Annotated in this window: 22 protein-coding genes; 8 read left to right on the forward strand and 14 right to left on the reverse strand. The window is 67.3% G+C overall.

Translation table 11 applies throughout. The features are described from left to right. The first annotated feature begins 98 nt into the window (after positions 1-98). The 4 genes from ACZY0Y_RS00330 to ACZY0Y_RS00345 are packed head-to-tail and all read left to right on the forward strand — an operon-like array spanning position 99 to position 3,418. Complete coding sequence (locus tag ACZY0Y_RS00330) at positions 99-572, forward strand: FAS1-like dehydratase domain-containing protein (protein WP_160664214.1); 474 nt, start codon at positions 99-101, stop codon at positions 570-572. A gap of 2 nt (positions 573-574) precedes the next feature. Then, positions 575-1,012 (forward strand): MaoC family dehydratase, encoded by a 438-nt coding sequence (locus tag ACZY0Y_RS00335; RefSeq protein ID WP_160664216.1) that lies wholly within the window; start codon positions 575-577, stop codon positions 1,010-1,012. A gap of 15 nt (positions 1,013-1,027) precedes the next feature. Further along, a complete protein-coding gene (locus ACZY0Y_RS00340) occupies positions 1,028-2,305 on the forward strand; it encodes an MFS transporter (RefSeq protein ID WP_463956409.1) in 1,278 nt (425 codons plus the stop codon). A 45-nt stretch (positions 2,306-2,350) separates the two neighbouring features. Continuing rightward, positions 2,351-3,418, forward strand: a complete 1,068-nt coding sequence (locus ACZY0Y_RS00345) for a UDP-N-acetylmuramate dehydrogenase (protein ID WP_463956411.1) — start codon at positions 2,351-2,353, stop codon at positions 3,416-3,418. 65 nt (positions 3,419-3,483) lie between these two features. Here ACZY0Y_RS00345 and ACZY0Y_RS00350 read toward each other — a convergent pair whose 3' ends face one another. Further along, a complete protein-coding gene (locus tag ACZY0Y_RS00350) occupies positions 3,484-3,963 on the reverse strand; it encodes a hypothetical protein (RefSeq protein WP_160664222.1) in 480 nt (159 codons plus the stop codon). A 70-nt stretch (positions 3,964-4,033) separates the two neighbouring features. On the opposite strand from ACZY0Y_RS00350, the gene ACZY0Y_RS00355 reads away from it, so the two are divergent. Then, positions 4,034-5,137, forward strand: coding sequence for a winged helix DNA-binding domain-containing protein (locus ACZY0Y_RS00355; protein WP_463956413.1), 1,104 nt, complete (start codon positions 4,034-4,036; stop codon positions 5,135-5,137). Between the two features lie 39 nt (positions 5,138-5,176). Here the strand turns inward: ACZY0Y_RS00355 and asd are convergent, their stop codons facing one another. The 13 genes from asd to ACZY0Y_RS00420 all read right to left on the reverse strand — a co-directional run bounded on the left by asd (position 5,177) and on the right by ACZY0Y_RS00420 (position 17,948). Next, positions 5,177-6,307, reverse strand: a complete 1,131-nt coding sequence (asd, locus tag ACZY0Y_RS00360; RefSeq protein ID WP_463879680.1) for an aspartate-semialdehyde dehydrogenase — start codon at positions 6,305-6,307, stop codon at positions 5,177-5,179. A 105-nt stretch (positions 6,308-6,412) separates the two neighbouring features. Beyond that, on the reverse strand, positions 6,413-6,817 hold the full coding sequence (locus ACZY0Y_RS00365) for a hypothetical protein (RefSeq protein ID WP_160664230.1): 405 nt from the start codon (positions 6,815-6,817) through the stop codon (positions 6,413-6,415). Beyond that, entirely contained in the window at positions 6,814-7,455 is a 642-nt protein-coding gene (locus ACZY0Y_RS00370; protein WP_463956414.1) for a hypothetical protein, read from the reverse strand. The genes ACZY0Y_RS00365 and ACZY0Y_RS00370 overlap by 4 nt, the downstream gene beginning before the upstream one ends. A gap of 21 nt (positions 7,456-7,476) precedes the next feature. Continuing rightward, complete coding sequence (locus ACZY0Y_RS00375) at positions 7,477-8,493, reverse strand: WXG100 family type VII secretion target (RefSeq protein WP_463879688.1); 1,017 nt, start codon at positions 8,491-8,493, stop codon at positions 7,477-7,479. Positions 8,494-8,649: 156 nt separating this feature from the next. Then, positions 8,650-8,868 (reverse strand): NF038396 family protein, encoded by a 219-nt coding sequence (locus ACZY0Y_RS00380; protein WP_160664236.1) that lies wholly within the window; start codon positions 8,866-8,868, stop codon positions 8,650-8,652. A gap of 4 nt (positions 8,869-8,872) precedes the next feature. After that, on the reverse strand, positions 8,873-9,460 hold the full coding sequence (locus ACZY0Y_RS00385) for a dihydrofolate reductase (protein ID WP_463956415.1): 588 nt from the start codon (positions 9,458-9,460) through the stop codon (positions 8,873-8,875). Further along, positions 9,457-10,260, reverse strand: coding sequence for a thymidylate synthase (locus ACZY0Y_RS00390; RefSeq protein WP_160664240.1), 804 nt, complete (start codon positions 10,258-10,260; stop codon positions 9,457-9,459). Before ACZY0Y_RS00390 ends, ACZY0Y_RS00385 begins: the two co-directional genes overlap by 4 nt. A gap of 33 nt (positions 10,261-10,293) precedes the next feature. Then, positions 10,294-10,698: a GntR family transcriptional regulator gene (locus ACZY0Y_RS00395; protein ID WP_463879697.1), complete on the reverse strand. Its 405-nt coding sequence runs from the start codon at positions 10,696-10,698 to the stop codon at positions 10,294-10,296. Continuing rightward, a complete protein-coding gene (locus ACZY0Y_RS00400) occupies positions 10,695-12,341 on the reverse strand; it encodes a hypothetical protein (RefSeq protein WP_463956416.1) in 1,647 nt (548 codons plus the stop codon). Before ACZY0Y_RS00400 ends, ACZY0Y_RS00395 begins: the two co-directional genes overlap by 4 nt. A 79-nt stretch (positions 12,342-12,420) precedes the next feature. Further along, positions 12,421-13,398, reverse strand: coding sequence for an NUDIX hydrolase (locus ACZY0Y_RS00405; RefSeq protein ID WP_463956417.1), 978 nt, complete (start codon positions 13,396-13,398; stop codon positions 12,421-12,423). 11 nt (positions 13,399-13,409) lie between these two features. Further along, positions 13,410-15,674: an RNA degradosome polyphosphate kinase gene (locus ACZY0Y_RS00410; RefSeq protein ID WP_463956418.1), complete on the reverse strand. Its 2,265-nt coding sequence runs from the start codon at positions 15,672-15,674 to the stop codon at positions 13,410-13,412. A gap of 113 nt (positions 15,675-15,787) precedes the next feature. Then, positions 15,788-16,756 (reverse strand): mycothiol synthase, encoded by a 969-nt coding sequence (mshD, locus tag ACZY0Y_RS00415; protein WP_463956419.1) that lies wholly within the window; start codon positions 16,754-16,756, stop codon positions 15,788-15,790. Between the two features lie 493 nt (positions 16,757-17,249). After that, positions 17,250-17,948, reverse strand: coding sequence for a winged helix-turn-helix transcriptional regulator (locus ACZY0Y_RS00420; protein ID WP_307465631.1), 699 nt, complete (start codon positions 17,946-17,948; stop codon positions 17,250-17,252). A gap of 257 nt (positions 17,949-18,205) precedes the next feature. On the opposite strand from ACZY0Y_RS00420, the gene ACZY0Y_RS00425 reads away from it, so the two are divergent. The 3 genes from ACZY0Y_RS00425 to ACZY0Y_RS00435 all read left to right on the forward strand — a co-directional run bounded on the left by ACZY0Y_RS00425 (position 18,206) and on the right by ACZY0Y_RS00435 (position 20,547). Beyond that, on the forward strand, positions 18,206-18,940 hold the full coding sequence (locus ACZY0Y_RS00425) for a permease (RefSeq protein ID WP_463956420.1): 735 nt from the start codon (positions 18,206-18,208) through the stop codon (positions 18,938-18,940). 175 nt (positions 18,941-19,115) lie between these two features. Then, entirely contained in the window at positions 19,116-19,730 is a 615-nt protein-coding gene (locus tag ACZY0Y_RS00430; protein ID WP_463879711.1) for a nitrobindin family protein, read from the forward strand. Between the two features lie 91 nt (positions 19,731-19,821). Beyond that, positions 19,822-20,547: a flavodoxin family protein gene (locus ACZY0Y_RS00435; RefSeq protein ID WP_463879713.1), complete on the forward strand. Its 726-nt coding sequence runs from the start codon at positions 19,822-19,824 to the stop codon at positions 20,545-20,547. Positions 20,548-20,557 lie beyond the last annotated feature (10 nt).

Genomic DNA, 20,557 nt, shown 5'->3' on the forward strand with positions numbered 1-20,557 from the left:
CCGTGAATTGATGAAATGATGTTTTCATCATACCGCATCCCGTTTAACCCCATGTCATCGGCGCGGGCGGCCGGCGGCCTGGCGCTAGGCTGGAACCCATGACTATCAATCCGGATCTGCAGGGGCGCAGCTACCCTGCCAAAGAGGTGTACGACGTGGGCCGCGAGAAAATTCGCGAGTTCGCCCGCGCGGTCAAAGCCACCCATCCCGCCCACTTCGATGTGGATGCGGCCAAAGCCCTGGGCCACAGCGACCTCGTGGCGCCCCCGACCTTCGCCATCATCGTGGCGCAAAGGGCCGACGCCCAGCTGATCGAGGACCCGGACTCCGGCATCGACTTCTCCCGCGTGGTCCACGCGGACCAGCGGTTCATCCACCACCGGCCCATCATCGCCGGGGACCGGCTGGTTGCCGAACTCCACGTCGACGGCGTCCGTGCCATGGGCGGCGGAGCCATGATCACCACCCGCTCGGAAATCTTCGCTGTGGCCGCCGGAACTGCCGCTGACGCAGCACGCGAGGCCGTCGCCACCGCCACCTCATCCATCCTGGTCCGCGGAGAGGGACAGTAGACATGACACCCACCCTTTCAGAACTCGCTGTCGGCCAGAACATCGGCAGCCGCAGCATCGACGTCACCCGCACGGACCTCGTCAAGTACGCGGGCGCCTCCGGCGACTTCAATCCGATCCACTGGAACGAGGCCTTCGCCACGAGCGTGGGACTGCCTGGTGTGATCGCCCACGGCATGTTCACCATGGGCTCCGCCGTCCAGCTCGTGACCGACTGGGCCGGCGACCCCGCCGCCGTCGTCGATTTCCAGACCCGCTTCACCAAGCCGGTCCCGGTGTCCGACACCACGGGGACCGCCGACGCCGGCGCCGTGATTGAGGTCAGCGGCGCCATCGGAGCGCTCGACGCCGAGGCAGGCACCGTCCGCGTGGACCTCACCGTCACCTCGGCCGGCCAGAAAGTGCTGATGAAGGCCCAGGCCGTCGTCAGGCTGGCCTAGCCGCATGGCGATGCCGTGAACGTGCGCACGGGCCAGGCTGCTGAGGTCACGCACTGGCGGAACGCCGTCGTGGTTGCCTACGCAGTCAGCGGCATCGCCTTCGCCACCTGGGTCTCCCGGCTGCCGGCCATCCGTGACGGACTGGACCTCACCCCGGGGAATGTCGGGCTCCTGCTTCTGTGCATGGCCCTGGGCTCCTTCATCTCGGTCTCCGCGTCCGGGCTGATCGTGCTGCGGTTCGGGTCCAAGCAGACCATCCGGATCGGCAGCATCATGGTGGGCGCCGGGCTGGTCGTCGCCGGCGCAGGAACCTCCGTCCTGGCCAGCCCGCTCGTCGTCGCCGCGGGGCTGGCCGTGATCGGCCTCGGCACGGCGAGCTGGAACACGGCTTCCAACGTCGAGGGAGCCGCTGTGGAGCGGGCCGTCAGCCGGCACATCATGCCGCGGCTGCATGGAGCGTTCTCCCTTGGCACCGTCGCCGGCGCGGGGGCAGGCGCCTGGGCCGCGGGGGCCGGGGTACCCGTCTTCTGGCACTTCGCCGCAGTGGGTCTGCTGGTCGCCGGCTCCGTGGCCACCGCAGCGTCGTGGTTCCGCGCGGACATCACCCCGGTGGAGGGCGGGCAACGCTTCAAGCCAGCCAAGCCCGATACGTTCGAGGATCCCTCCACCGGGCCTATTCCGATCATCAGCCCGGATACGGACCGGCCCGAGGCCCCGCTGGACAGCAAACGCCAGATTGCGCAGGCCTGGCGGGACCGCCGGACGCTCTTGCTGGGGGTGCTCGTCCTGGGGCTCGCCCTCGCCGAGGGGGCGGCGGGGGACTGGGTGGCCCTGGCGCTCGCCGACGGCCACGGCCAGTCGGACGCCGCGGGCGCCGCCGGCTACGGGCTCTTCGTCACGTTCATGACCGTGGGACGCTTCACCGGCACCGTGGTCCTGGACCGCTTCGGCCGCGTCCCGGTGATGCGCTGGTGTGCGGCCCTTGCCGTGCTGGGCCTGGGTCTGTTCGTCTTCGCGCCCGTGCCGTGGGTGGCTTATGTGGCCCTCGCGGTCTGGGGGCTCGGCGCCTCGCTGGGCTTCCCGGTGGGCATGTCCGCCGCTGCCGACGATCCCCTCAAGGCCGCCGCCCGGGTCTCCGTCGTCTCCACGATCGGCTACGGCGCGTTCCTCTGCGGGCCGCCCCTGCTGGGCCTCCTGGCGGAGCACGTCGGCATCCTGCACTCCCTGCTGGCCGTGATGGTGATGCTCGTGGTCAGCTTCCTGCTCTCGCCGGTGGCCCGCAAGGTCGGCTAAGGACCTGCTTAGGGGAGTCCGGGCATACCCAGCTAGGCTGGTCGGGTGACCCAGACACTGCTCTCCGCCCTGACCACCGCCGCCGTGGGCGGCCCCGCCGGCAGCTTTATCGAGGCCCGCGCCGAGGCCGCGATCATCGACGCCGTCCGCTCAGCGGACGCTGCCGGCGAGCCGTTGCTGATCCTCGGCGGCGGCTCCAACCTGCTGGTATCCGACGACGGGTTCCCCGGCACTGTGCTGAAGATCGCCTCGGAGGGTTTCACTGTCAACGCGGAGGACTCCTGCGGCGGCGTCGCCGTGGTGGTCCAGGCCGGCCATAACTGGGACGCCCTGGTGGAGCACGCCGTGCTCCACGCCTGGTCCGGGATCGAGGCGCTCTCCGGCATCCCGGGCGCCACGGGCGCCACCCCGGTCCAGAACGTCGGTGCCTACGGCTCGGACGTGTCCCAGACCATCGCCGCCGTGCGGACCTGGGACCGTCAGCGCAACGCCGTGCAGACCTTCGCCAACTCGGAGCTGAAGTTCGGCTACCGCGACTCGATCCTGAAACAAACCACCGTCGACGGCTCGCCGCGCTACGTCGTGCTGACGGTTGAGTTCCAGCTGCCCCTGGGCCGGATGAGCGCCCCGATCCGCTACGCAGAGCTCGCCCGCGCCCTGGGCGTTGAGGCAGGCCAGCGGGCCTATTCCAACGATGTCCGGCGCGAGGTCCTCCGGCTCCGGGCGTCCAAGGGCATGGTGTGGGACATCGCGGACCGGGACACGTACTCCACCGGCTCCTTCTTCACGAACCCGATCGTGCCGGCGGACGTAGCCGCCGGGCTGCCGGACGACGCACCGCGCTACCCGGGCGGCGCCGACGGGCTGACCAAGCTCTCGGCGGCGTGGCTGATCGACCAGGCAGGCTACGGCAAGGGATTCGGGCTGGAGCCGGAGAGTGTGTCCGGCGGCCGGGCCGCGTTGTCCACCAAACACACCCTGGCGATCACCAACAGGGGAGGGGCAAGCACCGCGGACCTGCTGGCGATCGCGCGCGAGGTGCGCCGCGGCGTCGTCGAACGCTTCGGGATTGAACTGCACCCGGAACCGCTGCTCATCGGCGTGGAGCTCTAAGGCACGGAATCAACGGGTTCCGAAGGTGCTGCAGCGCCCTGCGCTTGCCGCCGCCAACGCGGCGCTCAGTTCCTGCCGTGGCGTCCGACGACCCGGCTGAAGAGCATAAACGTGAAGCCGGACGCCGCGGCGCCCAGGAAGAAGACCTGGCAAAACGCCACGGACTGTTCGCTGGGCCCGCTGCGGAGCAGGAAACCGGCGAGGGCGAAGACGACCGCCCCTGCCAGGAGCGCCAGAGAGCCGAGCAGGAAGCTTTGCACGGTGTCGGGGAGGCCCCCGGGTTCGCGGCCGTCCGGTGCTTCGACGTCGTCCCGCACTGGCGACCGCGGCTGCACCGATGCGGCCGTCACAAAACTGGCCACCGCCACGGCCATAGACACCATGGACACCAGCTGCAGGGTACTCATCGTGGGGGAGAGCCGGGTGCCGCTGGCAATGGCAACGGTGAGCCCGGCGGTCATGCCGGCAGCGCTGGAAGCCCAGCCCAGCAGGGCCAGCCTCCGGCTCAGGGGCCGCAGCAGCGGCCACATCTCACTTAAGGTCATCCATCAAGGGTAGGGAGCCCGGCTGGAAGGCGGCTGGGAACCGCCCGGCAGGCGTCCTAGCATGGGGTGCATGACAGCAAAGGCGCGTATCCGGTTAAGCCGGGGGATCATTGGCCGGCTGCGGTTGGCCTCGCAGGGGCTGGCCGGGTCCGGGTTCCGCAGCGTCCCTGCGGCCGTGCGCTGGATGACCGCCCTGCAGGCGCAGGACCTGCAGTCCGTCCTCTGGGCGGTCGGACAGCGTGTGCCGGGTTCCCGGGTGGGCGATGTCCGCCGCGCCCTGGACCGGGGGGAGATCGTCCGGTCCTGGCCGATGCGCGGCACCTTGCACCTGCTGGCTCCCGAAGACCTGAAGTGGATGCTGGCCATTACCTCCGATCGGCTGATCCGGGGGATGGCCGGGCGCCACCGGGAGCTCGATATCTCGGCCCGGGACGTCGACGCTGCAGCGGGCGCCGCGCTGGAGCTGGTGTCCGGCGGTGCAGCGGCCAGCCGGGCGGAGTTGTTCCAGGCCTTCGAACGGTCCGGCCAGTCCACGGCCGGCCAGCGCGGCATCCATCTGCTGGGGATGATGTGCCAGCGGGGTTGGCTGGTGCAGGGTCCGCTGGCCGGCAACCAGCAGCTGGTGGTGGCCTTCGACGACTGGATCACGGAGTCGCGGATGCTGGACCGTGCGGAGGGGACCGCGGAGTGGCTGCTGCGGTACCTGCGCAGCCACGGGCCCGCCACCGAGCGTGATTTTGCCTGGTGGTCCGGCATCCCCCTGACGGAGGTCCGCGCGGCCCTTGGCCGGGTGAAGGACCAGGTGGTGGAACTGGAGTTCGAGCGGACCAGCTACTGGCTCTCCCCGGAGGCGGCGGCGCTGCTGGACGAAGGCGTCCCCGCCGGGCGGCTGGTCCTTGCGCTGCCGGGATTCGATGAGTTCCTGCTCGGCTACACGGACCGGTCGATCGTGCTGCCGCCGGAACATGCGAACAGGATCGTGCCGGGCGGCAACGGGGTCTTCCGGAGAACGATTGTTGCCGGCGGCCGGATCGTCGGCACCTGGGACGTGTCCCGCAGCGGGGGCGCGGTGGCCGTGCCTGAGCCGTTCGACGACGTCAACGGATTGCGGCCTGCCGCCCAAAGGTCCTTTGAGCTGCAGGCCGCGAAGTACCGGAGATTCCTTGGCACCTGAACCGGGGCTTCGGCGTCCGGTGAGGATGCTGCAGAGGTCCTACAGGGTGCCGGTCGCGATGTTGAGCATCCGGCGCAGCGGTTCGGCCGCGCCCCACAGGAGCTGGTCGCCCACGGTGAAGGCGCTGATGTACTGCGGCCCCATTTCCAGCTTCCGGATGCGGCCCACCGGGATATCCAGGGTGCCGGAGGCTGCCACCGGCGTGAGGTTCTGCATGGAGGCCTCCTTGGTGTTGGGCACCACTGTGGCCCACTCGTTGTCCGCGTCCAGGAGCTTCTCGATCTCAGCGACGGAGAGGTCTTCGCGGAGCTTGAGCGTGAGCGCCTGGGAGTGGGACCGCATGGCGCCGATCCGGATGCACAGCCCGTCCATGATGATGTGCTCATCGCCGGAGGTGCCGAGGATCTTGTTGGTCTCCACCCCGGCCTTCCACTCTTCCTTGGACTGGCCGTTGCCGAGGTCCGCGTCGATCCAGGGGATCAGCGATCCGGCCAGTGGCACGCCGAACTGGGTGGCGTCGATGTCGGTGCGCTGGTGGGCCAGGACTTTGCGGTCGATCTCCAGGATGGCCGACGCCGGGTCGTCCAGTTCCGGGCTGACCTGGGCGTTAAGCGTACCGAACTGGCTCAGCAGTTCGCGCATGTGCCGGGCGCCGCCGCCGGAGGCAGCCTGGTAGGTCATGGACGTGCCCCATTCGACGAGGCCGTTCTTGAACAGCCCGCCGAGGCCCATCAGCATGCAGGAGACGGTGCAGTTGCCGCCAATGAAATCCTTGGTGCCGTTGGCAAGGCCCTTGTCGATCACGTCGCGGTTGATCGGGTCCAGCACAATGATCGAATCGTCGTTCATCCGCAGGGTGGATGCGGCGTCGATCCAGAGGCCGTCCCAGCCGCGGCTGCGCAGTTCGCCGTGGACCTTCTTGGTGTAGTCGCCGCCCTGGGCGGTCACGATGATCGGCAGCTTCGCGAGCGTCTCGACGTCGAACGCGTCCTCGAGCTTGCCGGCCCCGTCAGCGAACGCCGGGGCAGCACCTCCCGCGTTGGAGGTGGAGAAAAATACCGGGTTGATGGTGGCGAAGTCGCCCTCGTCCTGCATGCGCTGCATCAGGACGGAACCGACCATGCCACGCCAACCGACCAGTCCAACGGACGGAGTAGCTGCTGTAGTCATTGACCCAGTTTAGACTTTGCCGGCCCACGGACGCAGTCGGTTACGTCACCGCTGTTACTCAACAGGCCGGGGGAGGTTGCGGGCGGGCTACTCAACGGACGGGGTCTAGTCCCGGATGGTTGAACGGCGGGTGGGGGGCTGAAGTGTCTTGCCGCTGGCCCGTCGAAGGCGGACGGCCTTGCGTTCCTTCAGGTAATACGCCCATGACGTGGGCACGACGAACAGGACGATGGCGAAGGCGACGATCAATTCCACCCAGCTCGTCACCTCGTCGTCGATGAGGATCTTGATGCCGCCTACAACAACCACGCTGGAGAACAGCGAGATCAGGAGGGCGAGGAACAACAGGCCCCCGGCCGAATTGATCGGCTCGATGGCACTCCCCACTGAGCCTTTGTAGACGCCGTATTCCTCAACCGTGAGTCCCTGCTTCGCGGCTTCCAGCTCGATCTGGCGCTTGTAGTAGCCCTTGCGCCGGGACGGGCGTTCCTTCTCCGAAGCGTCGCTCATGATGCGGCCCCTCTGGTTTCCCGAATCCGGGCGAGCAGTCCCGCGGTGTCCAGCCCCGTTGTTTCCTCGACGTCCGTTGAGGGATCGACAACTTTGGCGACCGCCCAGCCGCCCCTGTCCGGGCGGATGAGGAGGTGGTCTTCGCCGGAGATCGACTTGACGCGGATGAACGCTGTGCCCGCGGGGTGGGTTCGGGTGTGTTCTTCGATGATGGACAGCTCGGCGTCCGCACCGTCAATCTCGGGGTCCTGGGCAAAGACGAACCACGTGCTGAGGGTTCGGGGCTGCATCAGCAGTGATACCTTGTCGGACTCCACGTGCACGACGGTATCTGTCTGTTCACCGTCGACCAGACTCATTTCGGTCCAGCGGTCCGCCCGCGACAGGGCGTACGCGGTGGGTGCTGCCGGGCCTTCCAGTTCAAGGTCGTCGTCGACGCTGGCAAAGCCGCGGCCCAGAAGCGAGGATCCTCCGGCGATGCAGATCGGATCGGACTGGACTTCCTCTTCAAGCCGCAGTACCTGAGCAGATTTCCTTGCGGCGTCGGTGTCGAACCTCCGGATCAGGTAGGCGATTTCGGCAAAGCCGAAGCCGACTGCCGTATCCGGCGATTCGGTGGATTCGATGCTGGTTGTCACGAAGTTACCCTTCAATTGAATTTATCCGAAGCCAAGGAAGCTGGCGGCGCCCTTGCCGAGGTCGGCCAGATTCTTGCCGGTGTCTTCGACGAATTTGCCGGGATCCTTCACCGCGCTGGCCACGGTATCCGCGACATTGCTTGCAGCGCCGTTTACGAATTCCTTGACCGCAGGGATCTCGTAGATCGCTATCGCCGCGCTGGCCACGGTACAGACGGTCCCAACTGGCGGGGGCAGGAAACACGCAACGCCGAGGGCCGCCTTGCCTCCGGACCAGATGGCATCTCCTGTTTTGCCCTCTGAAATGTATCTGGCGGCGTCTAGTCCGTTCAGGCCCACGCCGGCCCAGCCCAGACCACGGCCGAGGCCGCCCTTGCCCAGGCTCTCAAGGACCGAGCCCTGGCCTTTGAACAGCCATGCGCTCTCTTTGAAAACGCCACCGAACTGGTTGAGCGCCGGGATGTATTTCTGGAGATTCTTGAGCCCGATAAGGTCTGTGCCCGAATCCAGAAGGTTGTAGGTGACGCTGGTGGCGGGGAGCTTGGCCCAGCGGGCGGCGTCGGTAAAGTTGTCGAGGCCCTTGGAGGCCATCGTGGCCAAACCGAAAACATTCTTGGGAAGGTCAAGGGCTGCTTTCGACAGGCCCCGGAGGCCCCATGCGTCCCTGAACGGTGAACCCTTTGCCAGCCAGTCCGGTCCCCAGGGATTGCCGGCAGTACCGGCCCCGGCGGTAATGCCGGAGATTCCGGCGCCTGCCCCGGCGGCCGTGTTGCTGGCCTTCTCCTGCTGTTCGGCGTGGGTCAGCAGTCGCTTGGACTCTTCCTTGAGGGCAAAGGCGGTCTTCTGGATCAGGGCACGGTGGCTGCCGTTCCAGTCGGAGGTGAAGCGGGCGCCGTCGGCTCCCTTCCAGGACGTGGTGCCGTTGATGGCCGACGTCAGGGTGGTCGACTGCTGCAGCAGCGTCTCGGACGTCTTGCCAAACTGTTGTGCGAGTGTGCGCAACTGGGCGACGTCGGCGCCCCACAAGTTTCCTGCCATAGTGGCTCCCCCTATACGTGCATCAGCCTAACCGGCTATGGCCGGGACCCGGTGCATGCCGGCGTACGTATCCAACCGGGACCAATGTAACCGGAACCGCTCTCCGCGGCGATGGGGTGATCTCCCCATGCGGGCCCCGGCGCCGGGGCGCAGCCGCTACTCGCCGTCGGGCTCCGGGAGCAGGACGTGTTTCCGCCTCCGGAGGACGAAGAACGCCCCGAAGGCAAAAGCCTGGGTGACCACCACGAGCACGATCGCGCCCACGATCTTGTCGCCACCCAGGATCATGGTCAGCCCCACGATCGCGGACAGCAGCGCCAGCAGCGGAAGCAGCATGTAGCCAAGGACAAAAAGAAGTTCGGGTTTTGTCAGCATTTCCTTAGCCTTCCGTCCGGCGCCACACGTTGATGCGGTAGCGGGTGCCGTTGGCGGAGGTCTCCCAGCCGTCGGCCGGCAGGCTCCCGTTCATGGTCCAGTCGTACCCGAGGTCCGGGGCGAACGTGTCGCCCTCCGTGGTGGTGTCGATCGTGGTGATGACGGCGACGTCGGCGAGGTCCATGGACTGCGCGAAGATGTTGCCGCCGCCGATGATCCAGACCATGTCGTTGCCCGGCGCGAACTGGGACTCGAGGAGCGCGTCGTCCAGGGACCTGACCGCGGTGGCGCCGTCGGCCGCCGGAGTCGCACCCCAGCCTTCCTGGCGGGTGATGACAATGTTCGTCCGCCCGGGCAGGGGACGGTATTTGTCGGGAAAGGACTCCCAGGTCTTGCGGCCCATGATCACCGGGTGGCCTGTCGTGAGGCGGGCGAAGTGCGCCATGTCCTCCGGAAGGTGCCACGGCATGCCGCCGTCCTTGCCGATGACACCGGTGCTGGTTTGGGCCCAGACAAGGCCGAGGCCGGTGAGGGCGGCCAGCCTGTCGGGAAAGTCGGCGGGCTGGGCGCCCTGCATGTTGTCGTCGCTCATACGGCTATCGGGGCCTTAATCGTCGGGTGGTGCTGGTAGCCGACCACTTCGAAGTCATCGAGGGTGTAGTCGAAGATGGAGTCCGGCTTGCGGTTGATCTTGAGCTGCGGGTACTCGTAGGGGGTGCGGGTGAGCTGTTTGAGGACCTGGTCCATGTGGTTGTCGTAGATGTGCACGTCGCCACCGGTCCAGACGAATTCGCCGGGTTCCAGGCCGGTCTGCTGGGCGACCATGCAGGTCAGCAGGGCGTAGGAGGCGATGTTGAACGGCACGCCCAGGAAGGTGTCCGCGGAGCGCTGGTACAGCTGGCAGGAGAGCTTGCCGTCGGCCACGTAGAACTGGAAGAACGCGTGGCACGGCGGCAGGGCCATGTCCTTGAGCTCGGCGACGTTCCAGGCCGAGACGATGTGGCGCCGGGAATCCGGGTTGGTCTTGAGGTTTTCGATAAGTTCGGCGATCTGGTCGATGTGGCCGCCGTCGGGGGTCGGCCAGGAGCGCCACTGGACGCCGTAAACCGGGCCCAGTTCGCCGTCGGCGTCGGCCCATTCGTTCCAGATGGTGACACCCTGGTCCTGCATCCATTTCACGTTCGTGTCCCCGCGGAGGAACCAGAGAAGCTCCACGGCGACGGACTTGAAGTGCACGCGTTTGGTGGTGACCAGGGGGAAGCTCTGGCTCAGGTCGAACCGCATCTGGCGGCCGAACACACTCAGGGTGCCGGTACCGGTCCGGTCCGATTTGTGCGTGCCGTGGTCCAGGACATCGCGCAGCAGGTCTTCATAGGGCGTTGGAATGCTCACTGTCCCAGTCTACTGAGAAGTCGCGGTCGCTCCTTATTCGTCTTGGTGGGTGAGCTTCGTCCGCAGGATTGCCAGCAGCGCGGTGTCGTCCAGGCCGGCGCGCCTGCCTTCCGCAATGTAGCGCTCGACGGCGGCAGTCACCTCCGCGGCGACGGACTCCGGCGCGGGGGTGCCTGTTGGGGTCGCGGGTGGAGGCGTCTCGGCGACCACAGTCCCGTTGCGCCGCCTGGCCTCGGTCAGCCCTGCCTGCTCGAGCTCCCGATAGGCCCGGGCGACGGTTCCGGCCGCGATGCCGAGGTCCGCCGCAAGGCTCCGCACCGTCGGCAGCCGGGTTCCCGGCGTCAGCGCTCCGAGGGCGATCAGGGAGGATACCTGTGCCCGGATCTGTTCGTATGGCGGCGTGGCCGACCCCAGGTCCACGGAGATCCCCGCCGTCACGCGGAGACTTCCTTTCTCGGCAGGGGAGCCGGGGCGCGCCCGGCCAGTGTCCCCACCGGGATGACGGCGATGACCGTTGCCACAAGGCAGAGGATTGCGCCGGCCGTGACCGCCGGCCCCCAGATGGCCGCGGCGGGGTCGGTCTCCCCAAAGGCCGTCCGGCCCAGGACCGCTGCCCAAGCGTTGCTCTGGGTCAGCAGCAGGATGCCGGCCTGCGCGGTGAGGGTGGCCGCCACGGTCCGCACGACCCGATGCACCGTGATGGCGCGCAGGGCCGCGTCCAGTCCGGTCTGGGGGCCGGCGACACCCTGACGGAGCCTGGCCGTGAAGAGTGCCGGGAGTGCGATAACGCAGACTCCGGCTGTGAGCAGCGCGGCCGGAACCCAGTCCGGGCCCGTGGCGAGGCGGCCCTGCCCCAGCGCCGTGACGATCAGGACGACGAGGAAGACCAGCAGTGCCAGGACGGCAGTGCCCAGCAGGGCCGGACCCACCGGATGCCGCGGCCAGCGGCGCGGCGCTTCCGGAGTTCCGTAGTTACGCTGCAGCAGGAGCTCGCCGGCGGTGATGACCCCCAGCACGGATGCTGCCATCGTCGCCACGAAGCCCGCAAAACCAGAGCTGGCGGCAGCCATCAGGGCCTGGGCGAGGAAGACGCCGGCCAGCAGCGGCACGGCGGCCGCCAGTCCCAGGAGCGCCCCGAGGGAGCGGACGAGCCGGGCGGCCGGGTGCTGCCGGCCGGCGGCGAGCCCCGCTTCCGGCCGGTTCCGGACGTCCAGCCCGGCAGCCGCGAGCCGGGGCGGCCGCCACCACCACATGACCAGCAGGACCGCCGTGCCCGCCAGCCCGGCGGGATTCGTCCACGACGGGTTTCCGGCCGACTGGTCGGACCGGGCCGCGAAGTTCCCGGCGATCACACCCAGCCCGGCGGCCACCGTGGACACCGTGCGCAGCAGCCGGTTCATCGCGATGGTCCGCAGCACGGCGTTGTCCGCCGTGTCGAGGGACTCCAGCTGGCGCCGGCTGGAGATCAGCCACAGCACCAGCCACGTCCCGCCGGCCAGCAAGAGCAGGGCGCCGCCGAGCCAGCCGGCCGCGTCCGCCCCGGGGATGCGGCCGTCACCGCCGCCGTTGTAGTAGTTGTACTGGCCGTCGCTGACCCTGGTGGGGGCCACGGCCGCGAATCCCGGCAGGGTGGCCGTCCGGGCGATGGCCGCGGCGGCTGAGACGAAGATGGCCGCCGTGGTGAGTGCCAGCCGTCGGGGCAGGAAGTCCCGGATGTGCCTCACCGCAAGCACGGCCTGCCGCCGGATTCGCCGCGGACCCGGATAACTGATCTGGCCCAGGGCATGCACCGTCAGGCAGCCCAGAACCGGCCAGGCCAGGGCCGGCCAGATCGTGCCAGCGCTGGTCAGGGAACTGCCGGTGGAGGGATTGGCCGGAATGATGCCCAGAGTCATCGACCCCTGCAGGGAGCTCGCCAGCCAGCCGATGACGCCCACCCACAGCGCGTGTTCGGACACCGACGTCGGCGAAATCCCTGTGCGCGGTGCCCAGATCACCCAGCGCAGGACCACGTACACCACCAGGGCGGCCAGGAGCGGACCGAGCAACAGCATCGGCGGCAGATTGAACTGGACCGGCATGGAATCCCCCAAAGATTCTGCAGCAATGTATCAAGTGCTTGATACAAACTATGGCCGGCAGGGCGGAGGGTCAAGGACCTTAGTCGTCGAAGGGCCTGAACCGCTCGACGGCGACCACCTTGTCCTTGCTGTGGTGCGCCACATGGCACACGACAATCTCACCGGGAGCCAGGAACGGGTCGGTGTCCGGCAGCTGGGCGCGCAGGCGCGAACCCATGTGCTTTCCCAGCTGGGCGAACACGGTGGGGAGGGCGGGGCGGTGGGTGCACAGCGCCACTGCCCGCTGCTTGTCGAAAAGACCCTCGACGGCAGCGGCTGTCTTGTGCGGATGGCGGCCGTGCCGGTGCTCGGTCAGGGCCTCGTTCAGCTTCACCTTCGCATCCGACGCCTTGGCGTACGGGGCGATGGTGGCCACGCACCTGAGCCACGGGCTGGAGACAATCCGCATGGGTTTCCAGGCCTGCAGGAGGCGCCCCACCGCCTGTGCCTGCCGCATCCCGGTGGCGGCAAGCGGCCGGTCCCCTTCGGCTTTGGTCCAGGAGGAGCGCGGCTTGGCCTTGGCATGGCGGACGATCACGAGCGGCCACGTCTTCAGCTCGCCCCGGGCATGCGCGGCCGCCAGGTGCTCCAGCGGGCCCACGTCGCTCGGGTTGCTCAGCAGCCGGGCCGCCTTCTCCGGCGAGCACCACATGACGCTGTCCACCTCCTTGCCGTCCGGCAGAAGGGCGGCCCCGTCGACGTCGACAGCCCAGTAATGGACCACCTTCAGCCCGGCGGGGACGTGGTAGTGGATGGCCGGCAGCGGGATGCCCAGCGGCGCCTTGAGCCCGATTTCCTCATCGACTTCGCGGGCGGCACATTCGGGCACCGTCTCGCCGGGATCGATCTTGCCCTTGGGCCAGGACCAGTCGTCATACCGCGGGCGGTGGATCAGCAGGACCTCAAGCTGGCCCTTGTCGCCCGGGGCGACACGCCAGGGCAGGGCGCCCGCAGCCACCACCACGATTGTTTCGCCGGGATGGTCGCTCTGGTCGGCAACCGGTGAATCGCTACTCAATGCCAGAGCCCCTACCGCAGCCCGGACGAGCGCTGCCGCGAGCGGGAATTGAGCAGCCAGGACTGGATGTCCTCGAGATCGTGGCCGTCCTCGGCGAGGTGGTGGCGGGTCCAGACGGCCTGGTTGTCGAGGTGCCAACTGGCGGTGCCCGGGTCCATGTAGCGGCGCAGCAGATCCATGACATACGTTGTGTCGTCCCCGCTGGTGAGCTGGACGAGGGCTTCCACCCGGCGGTCAAGGTTCCGGTGCATCATGTCCGCCGAACCGATGTAGACCACCGGGTCGCCGGCGTTGGCGAAGGCGAAAACGCGGGAGTGCTCCAGGAAACGGCCCAGCACGGACCGGACCGTGATGTTCTCGCTGAGTCCGGGCACTCCCGGGCGCAGCGAGCAGATGCCGCGGACGATAATGTCCACGGGAACGCCCGCCTGGGAGGCCCGGTACAGGGAATCGATGATGGCTTCGTCCACCATCGAGTTGACCTTGATCTGAACCCGGGCGGCCAGGCCGGCGCGCGCGTTCCGGATCTCTGTTTCGATCCGGTCGATGAGTCCCGAACGCACCGACCGCGGGGCCACCAAAAGGCGCTTGAAGGTTGACTTCGGAGCATAGCCGGAGAGCTGGTTGAAGAGCTTGGAGAGGTCCTCGCCCACCTGCTCATTGGCCGTGAGGAGGCCCAGGTCCTCGTAGTAACGGGCCGTGCGCGGGTGGTAATTGCCGGTGCCGATGTGGCAGTAGCGGCGGAGCCCGTCCACTTCCTGGCGCACCACGAGGGAGAGTTTGCAGTGGGTCTTGAGGCCCACGATGCCGTAAACCACATGTACGCCGGCCTGCTCGAGCTTCCGTGCCCACGAGATGTTGGCCTGCTCGTCGAACCGGGCCTTGATTTCGACGAGGGCCAGGACCTGCTTGCCGGCCTCGGCGGCGTCGATCAGGGCGTCAACGATCGGCGAGTCGCCCGAAGTACGGTACAGCGTCTGCTTGATGGCCTGGACCTTCGGGTCTGACGCAGCCTGTTCCAGGAACGCCTGCACCGAGGTGGAGAACGAGTCATACGGGTGGTGCAGCAGGATGTCACGCCGCCGCATGGCCGCGAAGACGTTCGCCGCCTTGGAAGTTTCCGATTCGTTGAGGTACCGGGACGTGTGCGGGACATGCTTCGGGTAGTGCAGGTCGGCGCGGTCGATTCCGGCGATGACCGAGAGCCCGCGGAGGTCCAGGGGGGCCGGGACCGAGTAGACCTCGGATTCCTCGACGCCCAGTTCGCGGATCAGCAGCGCCCGGATGTTCGGATTGATGTCATTCGTGACTTCGAGCCGGACCGGCGGGCCGAAACGGCGGCGCAGCAGTTCTTTCTCGAGCGCCTGCAGCAGGTTCTCGGCGTCGTCCTCTTCGACCTCCACGTCTTCGTTGCGGGTGACGCGGAAGGTGTGGTGCTCCAGCACCTCCATGCCGGCAAAGAGCTGGTCCAGGTGGACCGCGATGACTTCCTCGAGGGCGATGAAGCGTGCCACCCGGCCCGGCACGGAGCCGGCGCGGGGCCCGTCAATGGAGATCAGCCGGGGGAGCTGGTCCGGGACCTTGAGACGGGCAAAGAGTTCCTTGTCGCTGACCGGGTTGCGGACGACGACGGCGAGGTTCAGGGAGAGCCCCGAGATGTACGGGAAGGGGTGGGCCGGGTCCACCGCCAGCGGGGTCAGGATCGGGAAGACCTTCTCCGCGAACATGGCGCTGAGCTGGTCCTTGGCCTGGGAATCAAGCTCCTCCCAGTGCATGAGATGGATGTGCTCGTAGGCCAGCGCCGGACGGATCTGCTCGGCGTAGACGCGGGCGTGGCGCTGCTGCAGCCGGTGGGCCTCGTCCCCGATCTGGTCCAGGACCTGCATCGGGCTGAGGCCGGCGGGGGAGGGGACGGCCAGTCCCGTGGCGATCCGGCGCTTGAGGCCGGCAACACGGACCATAAAGAACTCATCCAGGTTGGACGCGAAGATGGAGAGGAAGCTGACACGCTCCAGCAGGTGCAGGTTCGGGTCTTCGGCGAGTTCCAGCACGCGCGCGTTGAACGAGAGCCAGCTCAGTTCGCGGTCCAGGAATCGGTCCGGGCTGAAATCGCCCTCCGGCTCCAGGTTGGGCGCGAACTCAGGAATGTCGATCCGGTCCTGGGTGGCACGTGAGGCAGGCACTTCGGAGGAGCCGAACCGGGCACGCGCGGGTCGCACTTTTTTGTCCGACGTAGCGGCCTCAGACGTGGCTGTCCGGGCAGATTCCCGTTGCATGGTGTCTCCTAATGCTGGCGCGGTGTGCTTCAACCTTACAAGCATTCACCGTGCCATTAGCTTTCGACGAGTCCAGATTTCCCGGGGTGGACACCTGATGTCCGCCGAATGGATTATTGCTCCTCCATCGGGGCATACATCACGTCGACGTCCCAGCGGGTGAACCCCAGCCGCCGGTACAGCGACACGGCCGGAATGTTGTCCGCATCGACGTAGAGCATGACGGCGTGCAGGCCCCGGTGCTGCAAATGCCGGATGCCGGCGACCGTCAGGGCTTTCCCCAGCCCGGTGCCCTGCGCGCCGGGAGTCACGCCCACCACATACACTTCGCCGATCGCCGGACGGTCTCCGTGCCGGGGGTGCACCTTGGTCCAGTGAAAGCCCAGGATCCGGTCGGAGGCGTCGACGGCCAGCAGGAAACCGGCGGGATCGAACCAGGGCTCGGCCATCCGGGCGTCCAGATCGCCGCGCGTCATGTTTCCCTGCTCCGCATGGTGCGCGAAGGCGGCGCGGTTGGCAGCCAGCCAGGCGTCCTCATCCCGGCCCGGGACGAAGGCGCGGAGTGTCACCCCGACCGGCAGGGGGACGTCGGGCAGGTCCGCCGCCGCGCTCGTGAGCCGCATTTTCCACAGCTCCCGGACGGGCCCGTAGCCGTAGCGCGCGGCGAGGTCGGCCGCGGCCTCGTGGTTGCCGTGGGACCAGGCCTTGAGGCCCGCGAAGCCGCGGATGTTCTTGAGTTCGCGGACCAGCCGGTCCGCTACGCCCTGGCTCCGGTAGCTGGGGTGGACGGCAATTTCCAGCACGCCCGTACCGTCCGGTTCCCCGATGACGACGGCAACCCCGGCCAGATCCTGCGCCGTCGCCGGGTCGGACCTCTCCTCGGGGCTGTAAAGGGCGAGTGTCAGAACAGCATGGCCGCCGTCGGCGGCACGCAGCGTCACGAGCGTCTGTTCGGACAGCGGCGGATTGCCATCGGATTCCTCCGCGGCGGTCACGAGGGCTTTGACGTCCTTCAGGAGCTGCGCATCCGCAGCTCCCTTGACGGCGAGCACGGGCCAGTTTTCAGGATGGGCGGGACTCATGGTGCAAGGCTATACGGTACCGCCGGGGCGGGCCCGATTTTGTCGTTTCCGGAACTGTTACGTATAGTCGTTAACTCATCCGGCTGTTCGGTCCAGAACCTGTTTCTCGGAACGGCCAGCCCAGATGCGAGGGGGATCCACCACTGGGGTGGCCTCGATACGTTCGACCCGTATGTCCTCCACCCGATATGCAGAAAGCCCCGGACCGATGTCCGGGGCTTTCTGCATGTTCCGTGCACGTTGACCGGGGGTTATGGGGCAAAGCGTGTGGAAATCCCCGGCGTGCCGCGCGCATCCTGCCTGGACCCTGAGCAAGCGGACCCGGGCGCGCCCCCTGGTTTCGCCCGTCGTGGGCGGTCCGGGGGCACTTTGACACGGACACGCCGCAAACACCGGACCTCAGGGCCGGAAATCGTGGTCAAAGGCGCCCCGGACGGCGAACGGCGCCCTCCGGAGTTCAGGTCAGATGAACCGGGCGCCCGTTGGGCGCCGCTCAGGCCTCGGTGAGTTCTTCCTCCGGATGCCGGACCAGGGTCAGGCGGTAACCCACGTTGCGGACCGTGCTGATCAGGTTCTCGTGGTCAGCGCCGAGCTTCGCCCGCAGGCGCCGGACGTGCACGTCCACCGTGCGGGTGCCGCCGTAGTAGTCGTAGCCCCAGACCTCGGTCAGCAGCTGCTGGCGGGTGAAGACCCGTCCGGGGTGCTGGGCCAGGTACTTGAGCAGTTCAAATTCCTTGAAGGTCAGGTTGAGCGGCGCGCCGTTGACCCGGGCGGTGTAGCTGGCCTCATCGATGACGACGCCGGCGGCCCGGATCTCTGTCGGGGCATCGTCCTGGTCCGGCACGGCCCGGGCGACGCCGAGGCGGATGCGGGCTTCGACTTCGGCGGGCCCCGCGGACTCCAGCAGGATGTCATCGACGGCCCAGGCGGAGGACACGGCGGCCATGCCGCCCTCGGTCAGGATCAGCATAAGGGGGGCACTTAGGCCCGTGGCCTTGAGCAGCTGGGTGAGGGAGCGTGCGCCGACAAGGTCTTTGCGCGCGTCCAGCAGGACGATGTCGCAGGGGTCCGTCTCCAGCAGTGCCGTCGGCTCGGCGGGGAGGATATGGACCCGGTGGTTCAGTAGTTCCAAAGCAGGCAGGACGTCCACCGACGAGCCGGTGCTGTTGGTCAGTAGCAGGATGTGCGACATGTTTCCTCCAAGGGGTGTCCGCGCATCGTTGGGCGTCTGTAGCTGAGTCTGAGTATACCCAAACGACCCTTCCCGGACATGCTTGCGTCACCTGCGTCCGGTTCTTTTGCGACACAAAACGGTCACATAGGGCAGGATTGATCCGTCGGGGCCCGCAGCCCCCTGACGAAAGATCAGGTCGAATTGGGGTCCGCAGTGAGCGAAAGTACGACGATGACTGGAAAACGGATGACGGATACGACGATGCCGGGTAAACAGTGAAGACGTGGTCCATCGGCGTCATCGGGCTGTCCGGACTCGCCGCGATAGTCGGCGCGTCGTACATCTCGCCGGAGGCGCTCCTGGCGGTGGGAGTGCTCACCGCCGCCGCCGTCGGGATCGGCTGGCCGCACTTTCTGGGGATTCCGGCCAAGAAGACCCTGGCCGCCTTGATCGGTCTGCCGGGCATCGGCGCCGCCGTTGCCGCCACTTACCTTCCCGCCCCGGGATTCCTGGACTGGACCCCGTCGTTTATGGCGGCAGGCGTCATGGCGGTCTTCGTGATGCAGCTGATCCGCGGCACCGGGCAGGCGCAGCGCCTGGAGTCCACGCTCGGTTCGAGTGCCGGCGTTATGCTCTCCTGCCTGGGCGCCGGCTGGATTGCGTGCTCCCGCTTCAACGGCGTTCAAGAGATGCTCCTGGTCGCCGCCATCAGCGCTGCGATCGCCCTGCTGGCTGGCCTGATCCGCTGGCCGGACCGGGTCGTGGCGCCGCTGGGCGTCGTCGGCGCCGGGCTGGCGGGACCGCTCGCGGGCCTCGTCTTCTCCGATATCGCAGTGCTGCCGGCCGCGATCGTCGGCGTGGTGGTCGGGGCCGTGCTGATGAGTTTCCGCCGGCTGGTGATCATCCGCGGCGAATCGCTAAGCTTTGCGGCGGCACTCGGAATGGGGCTGGGCCCGGTCTCCGCCGTCGGTTCCCTGGCCTACTTCATAGACAAACTACTCATCTACTAACACGCTAGGATGGCATCATGTCCGTACTTGCATTTGAAATCTTCTTCCTTGTACTGCTCGGCGTTGCCAGCCTGGCCATGGCGTGGTTTGCCGGCTTTGTTGTCTACCGCCTCTTCAAAGGCCAGAAGTAACAGCCAGAAATCAATAGCCGTCTTCGTTTCCAGAGGTAGCTGCTGTGCCGATTGAAATACCTACAGATCTGACACCCGAAATCGTTCCGCTTTCCTGGCTCATTGGTGAGTGGGAGGGCGGGGGCCGGCTGGGGGCCGGGGAAGAGGATTCCGAGCACTTCCGGCAACACGTGTCCTTCACGCACAACGGTTTGCCCTACCTGCAATACCGTGCCGAGAGCTGGCTGACCGACGACGCAGGCACCACGTTGCGTCCGCTGACCGTCGAAACCGGTTTCTGGGCGCTGGAGCGAAAACAGCGCGAAGAGGATGGCGGCCCCGGGCTTATTCCGGCCGACATCGTTCCTGTGCTTAAGAGCGCCGACGAAGTCGAGGCGCTGCGCAACAAGGACGGCGGCTTCGACATCTCCGTGTCGATCTCCCACCCCGGCGGGATCTCCGAGCTGTACTACGGTCAGATCAAGGGCCCGCAGATCCAGCTCAGCACCGATATGGTGATGCGGGGCAGCCACTCCAAGGAGTACACTGCCGCCACCAGGATCTTCGGCCTCGTGGACGGCAACCTGCTCTGGCGCTGGGACGTGGGAACGGGCAAGGGCCCTGCCGGGGGCAGCGGCCTGGAAGCCCACGCGTCCGCCATCCTCCACAAAGTCAGCTGACCGGCGGCGCCCGGCGCGCCGGCGGACAGCTGCCCGATCCTGAGGTCTCACTGATTTTCCGTTGTCCGCCGCGACCGCAGGGAGTACCCCAGTGAATGCCACACCCGCAACAACCCCCGATTTCAGCGACCTCAAAGCCGTGTACTTCAACGGCACTTTGAAGAAGTCCCCCGAGGCCTCCAACACGCAGGGCCTGATCGACGTCAGCCGCCGGATCATGGACAAGCAGGGCGTCGCCACCAGGGTTATCCGGACGGTGGACCACGACATCGCGAGCGGCGTTTATCCGGACATGCGCCGGCACGGCTGGGCGAGCGATGAATGGCCGGAGCTCTATCCGGCCGTCCGGGACGCGGACATTGTTGTGGTGGCCGGGCCAATCTGGCTCGGAGACAACTCCTCGCAGACCAAGAAGCTGATCGAGCGCCTCTACGCCCACTCGGGCGAGCTGAACGGGAAGGGCCAGTGGGCGTTCTATCCCAAGGTGGGCGGCTGCCTCATCACCGGCAATGAGGACGGGATCAAGCACTGCGCCATGAACGTCCTCTACAGCCTCCAGCACATCGGCTTCACGATCCCGCCGCAGGCCGATGCAGGCTGGATCGGCGCCGTCGGGCCGGGCCCGAGCTACCTCGATGAAGGCTCCGGCGGTCCCGCAAGTGATTTCACCAACCGCAACACCACCTTCATGACATGGAACCTGCTGCACCTGGCCCGGATGCTCAAGGACGCCGGCGGCATTCCTGCCTACGGCAACCTGCCCGAGGCCTGGAAAACCGGGACCAGGTTTGACTTCGAAAATCCGGAATACCGCTAACCGCTGAGGA

The sequence above is a fragment of the Pseudarthrobacter kochi genome (assembly GCF_055412805.1).

Excerpts from the sequence above, each read along its gene's own strand:
- ACZY0Y_RS00385 (WP_463956415.1), bottom strand. The coding sequence starts at position 9,460 with ATGAGCGACGACAACATGCAGGGCGCCCAGCCCGCCGACTTTCCCGAC.
- ACZY0Y_RS00380 (WP_160664236.1), bottom strand. The coding sequence starts at position 8,868 with ATGCTGACAAAACCCGAACTTCTTTTTGTCCTTGGCTACATGCTGCTT.
- mshD (WP_463956419.1), bottom strand. The coding sequence starts at position 16,756 with ATGAGTCCCGCCCATCCTGAAAACTGGCCCGTGCTCGCCGTCAAGGGA.
- ACZY0Y_RS00410 (WP_463956418.1), bottom strand. The coding sequence starts at position 15,674 with ATGCAACGGGAATCTGCCCGGACAGCCACGTCTGAGGCCGCTACGTCG.
- ACZY0Y_RS00420 (WP_307465631.1), bottom strand. The coding sequence starts at position 17,948 with ATGTCGCACATCCTGCTACTGACCAACAGCACCGGCTCGTCGGTGGAC.
- ACZY0Y_RS00355 (WP_463956413.1), top strand. The coding sequence starts at position 4,034 with ATGACAGCAAAGGCGCGTATCCGGTTAAGCCGGGGGATCATTGGCCGG.
- ACZY0Y_RS00335 (WP_160664216.1), top strand. The coding sequence starts at position 575 with ATGACACCCACCCTTTCAGAACTCGCTGTCGGCCAGAACATCGGCAGC.
- ACZY0Y_RS00330 (WP_160664214.1), top strand. The coding sequence starts at position 99 with ATGACTATCAATCCGGATCTGCAGGGGCGCAGCTACCCTGCCAAAGAG.
- ACZY0Y_RS00375 (WP_463879688.1), bottom strand. The coding sequence starts at position 8,493 with ATGGCAGGAAACTTGTGGGGCGCCGACGTCGCCCAGTTGCGCACACTC.
- ACZY0Y_RS00400 (WP_463956416.1), bottom strand. The coding sequence starts at position 12,341 with ATGCCGGTCCAGTTCAATCTGCCGCCGATGCTGTTGCTCGGTCCGCTC.
- asd (WP_463879680.1), bottom strand. The coding sequence starts at position 6,307 with ATGACTACAGCAGCTACTCCGTCCGTTGGACTGGTCGGTTGGCGTGGC.
- ACZY0Y_RS00365 (WP_160664230.1), bottom strand. The coding sequence starts at position 6,817 with ATGAGCGACGCTTCGGAGAAGGAACGCCCGTCCCGGCGCAAGGGCTAC.
- ACZY0Y_RS00350 (WP_160664222.1), bottom strand. The coding sequence starts at position 3,963 with ATGACCTTAAGTGAGATGTGGCCGCTGCTGCGGCCCCTGAGCCGGAGG.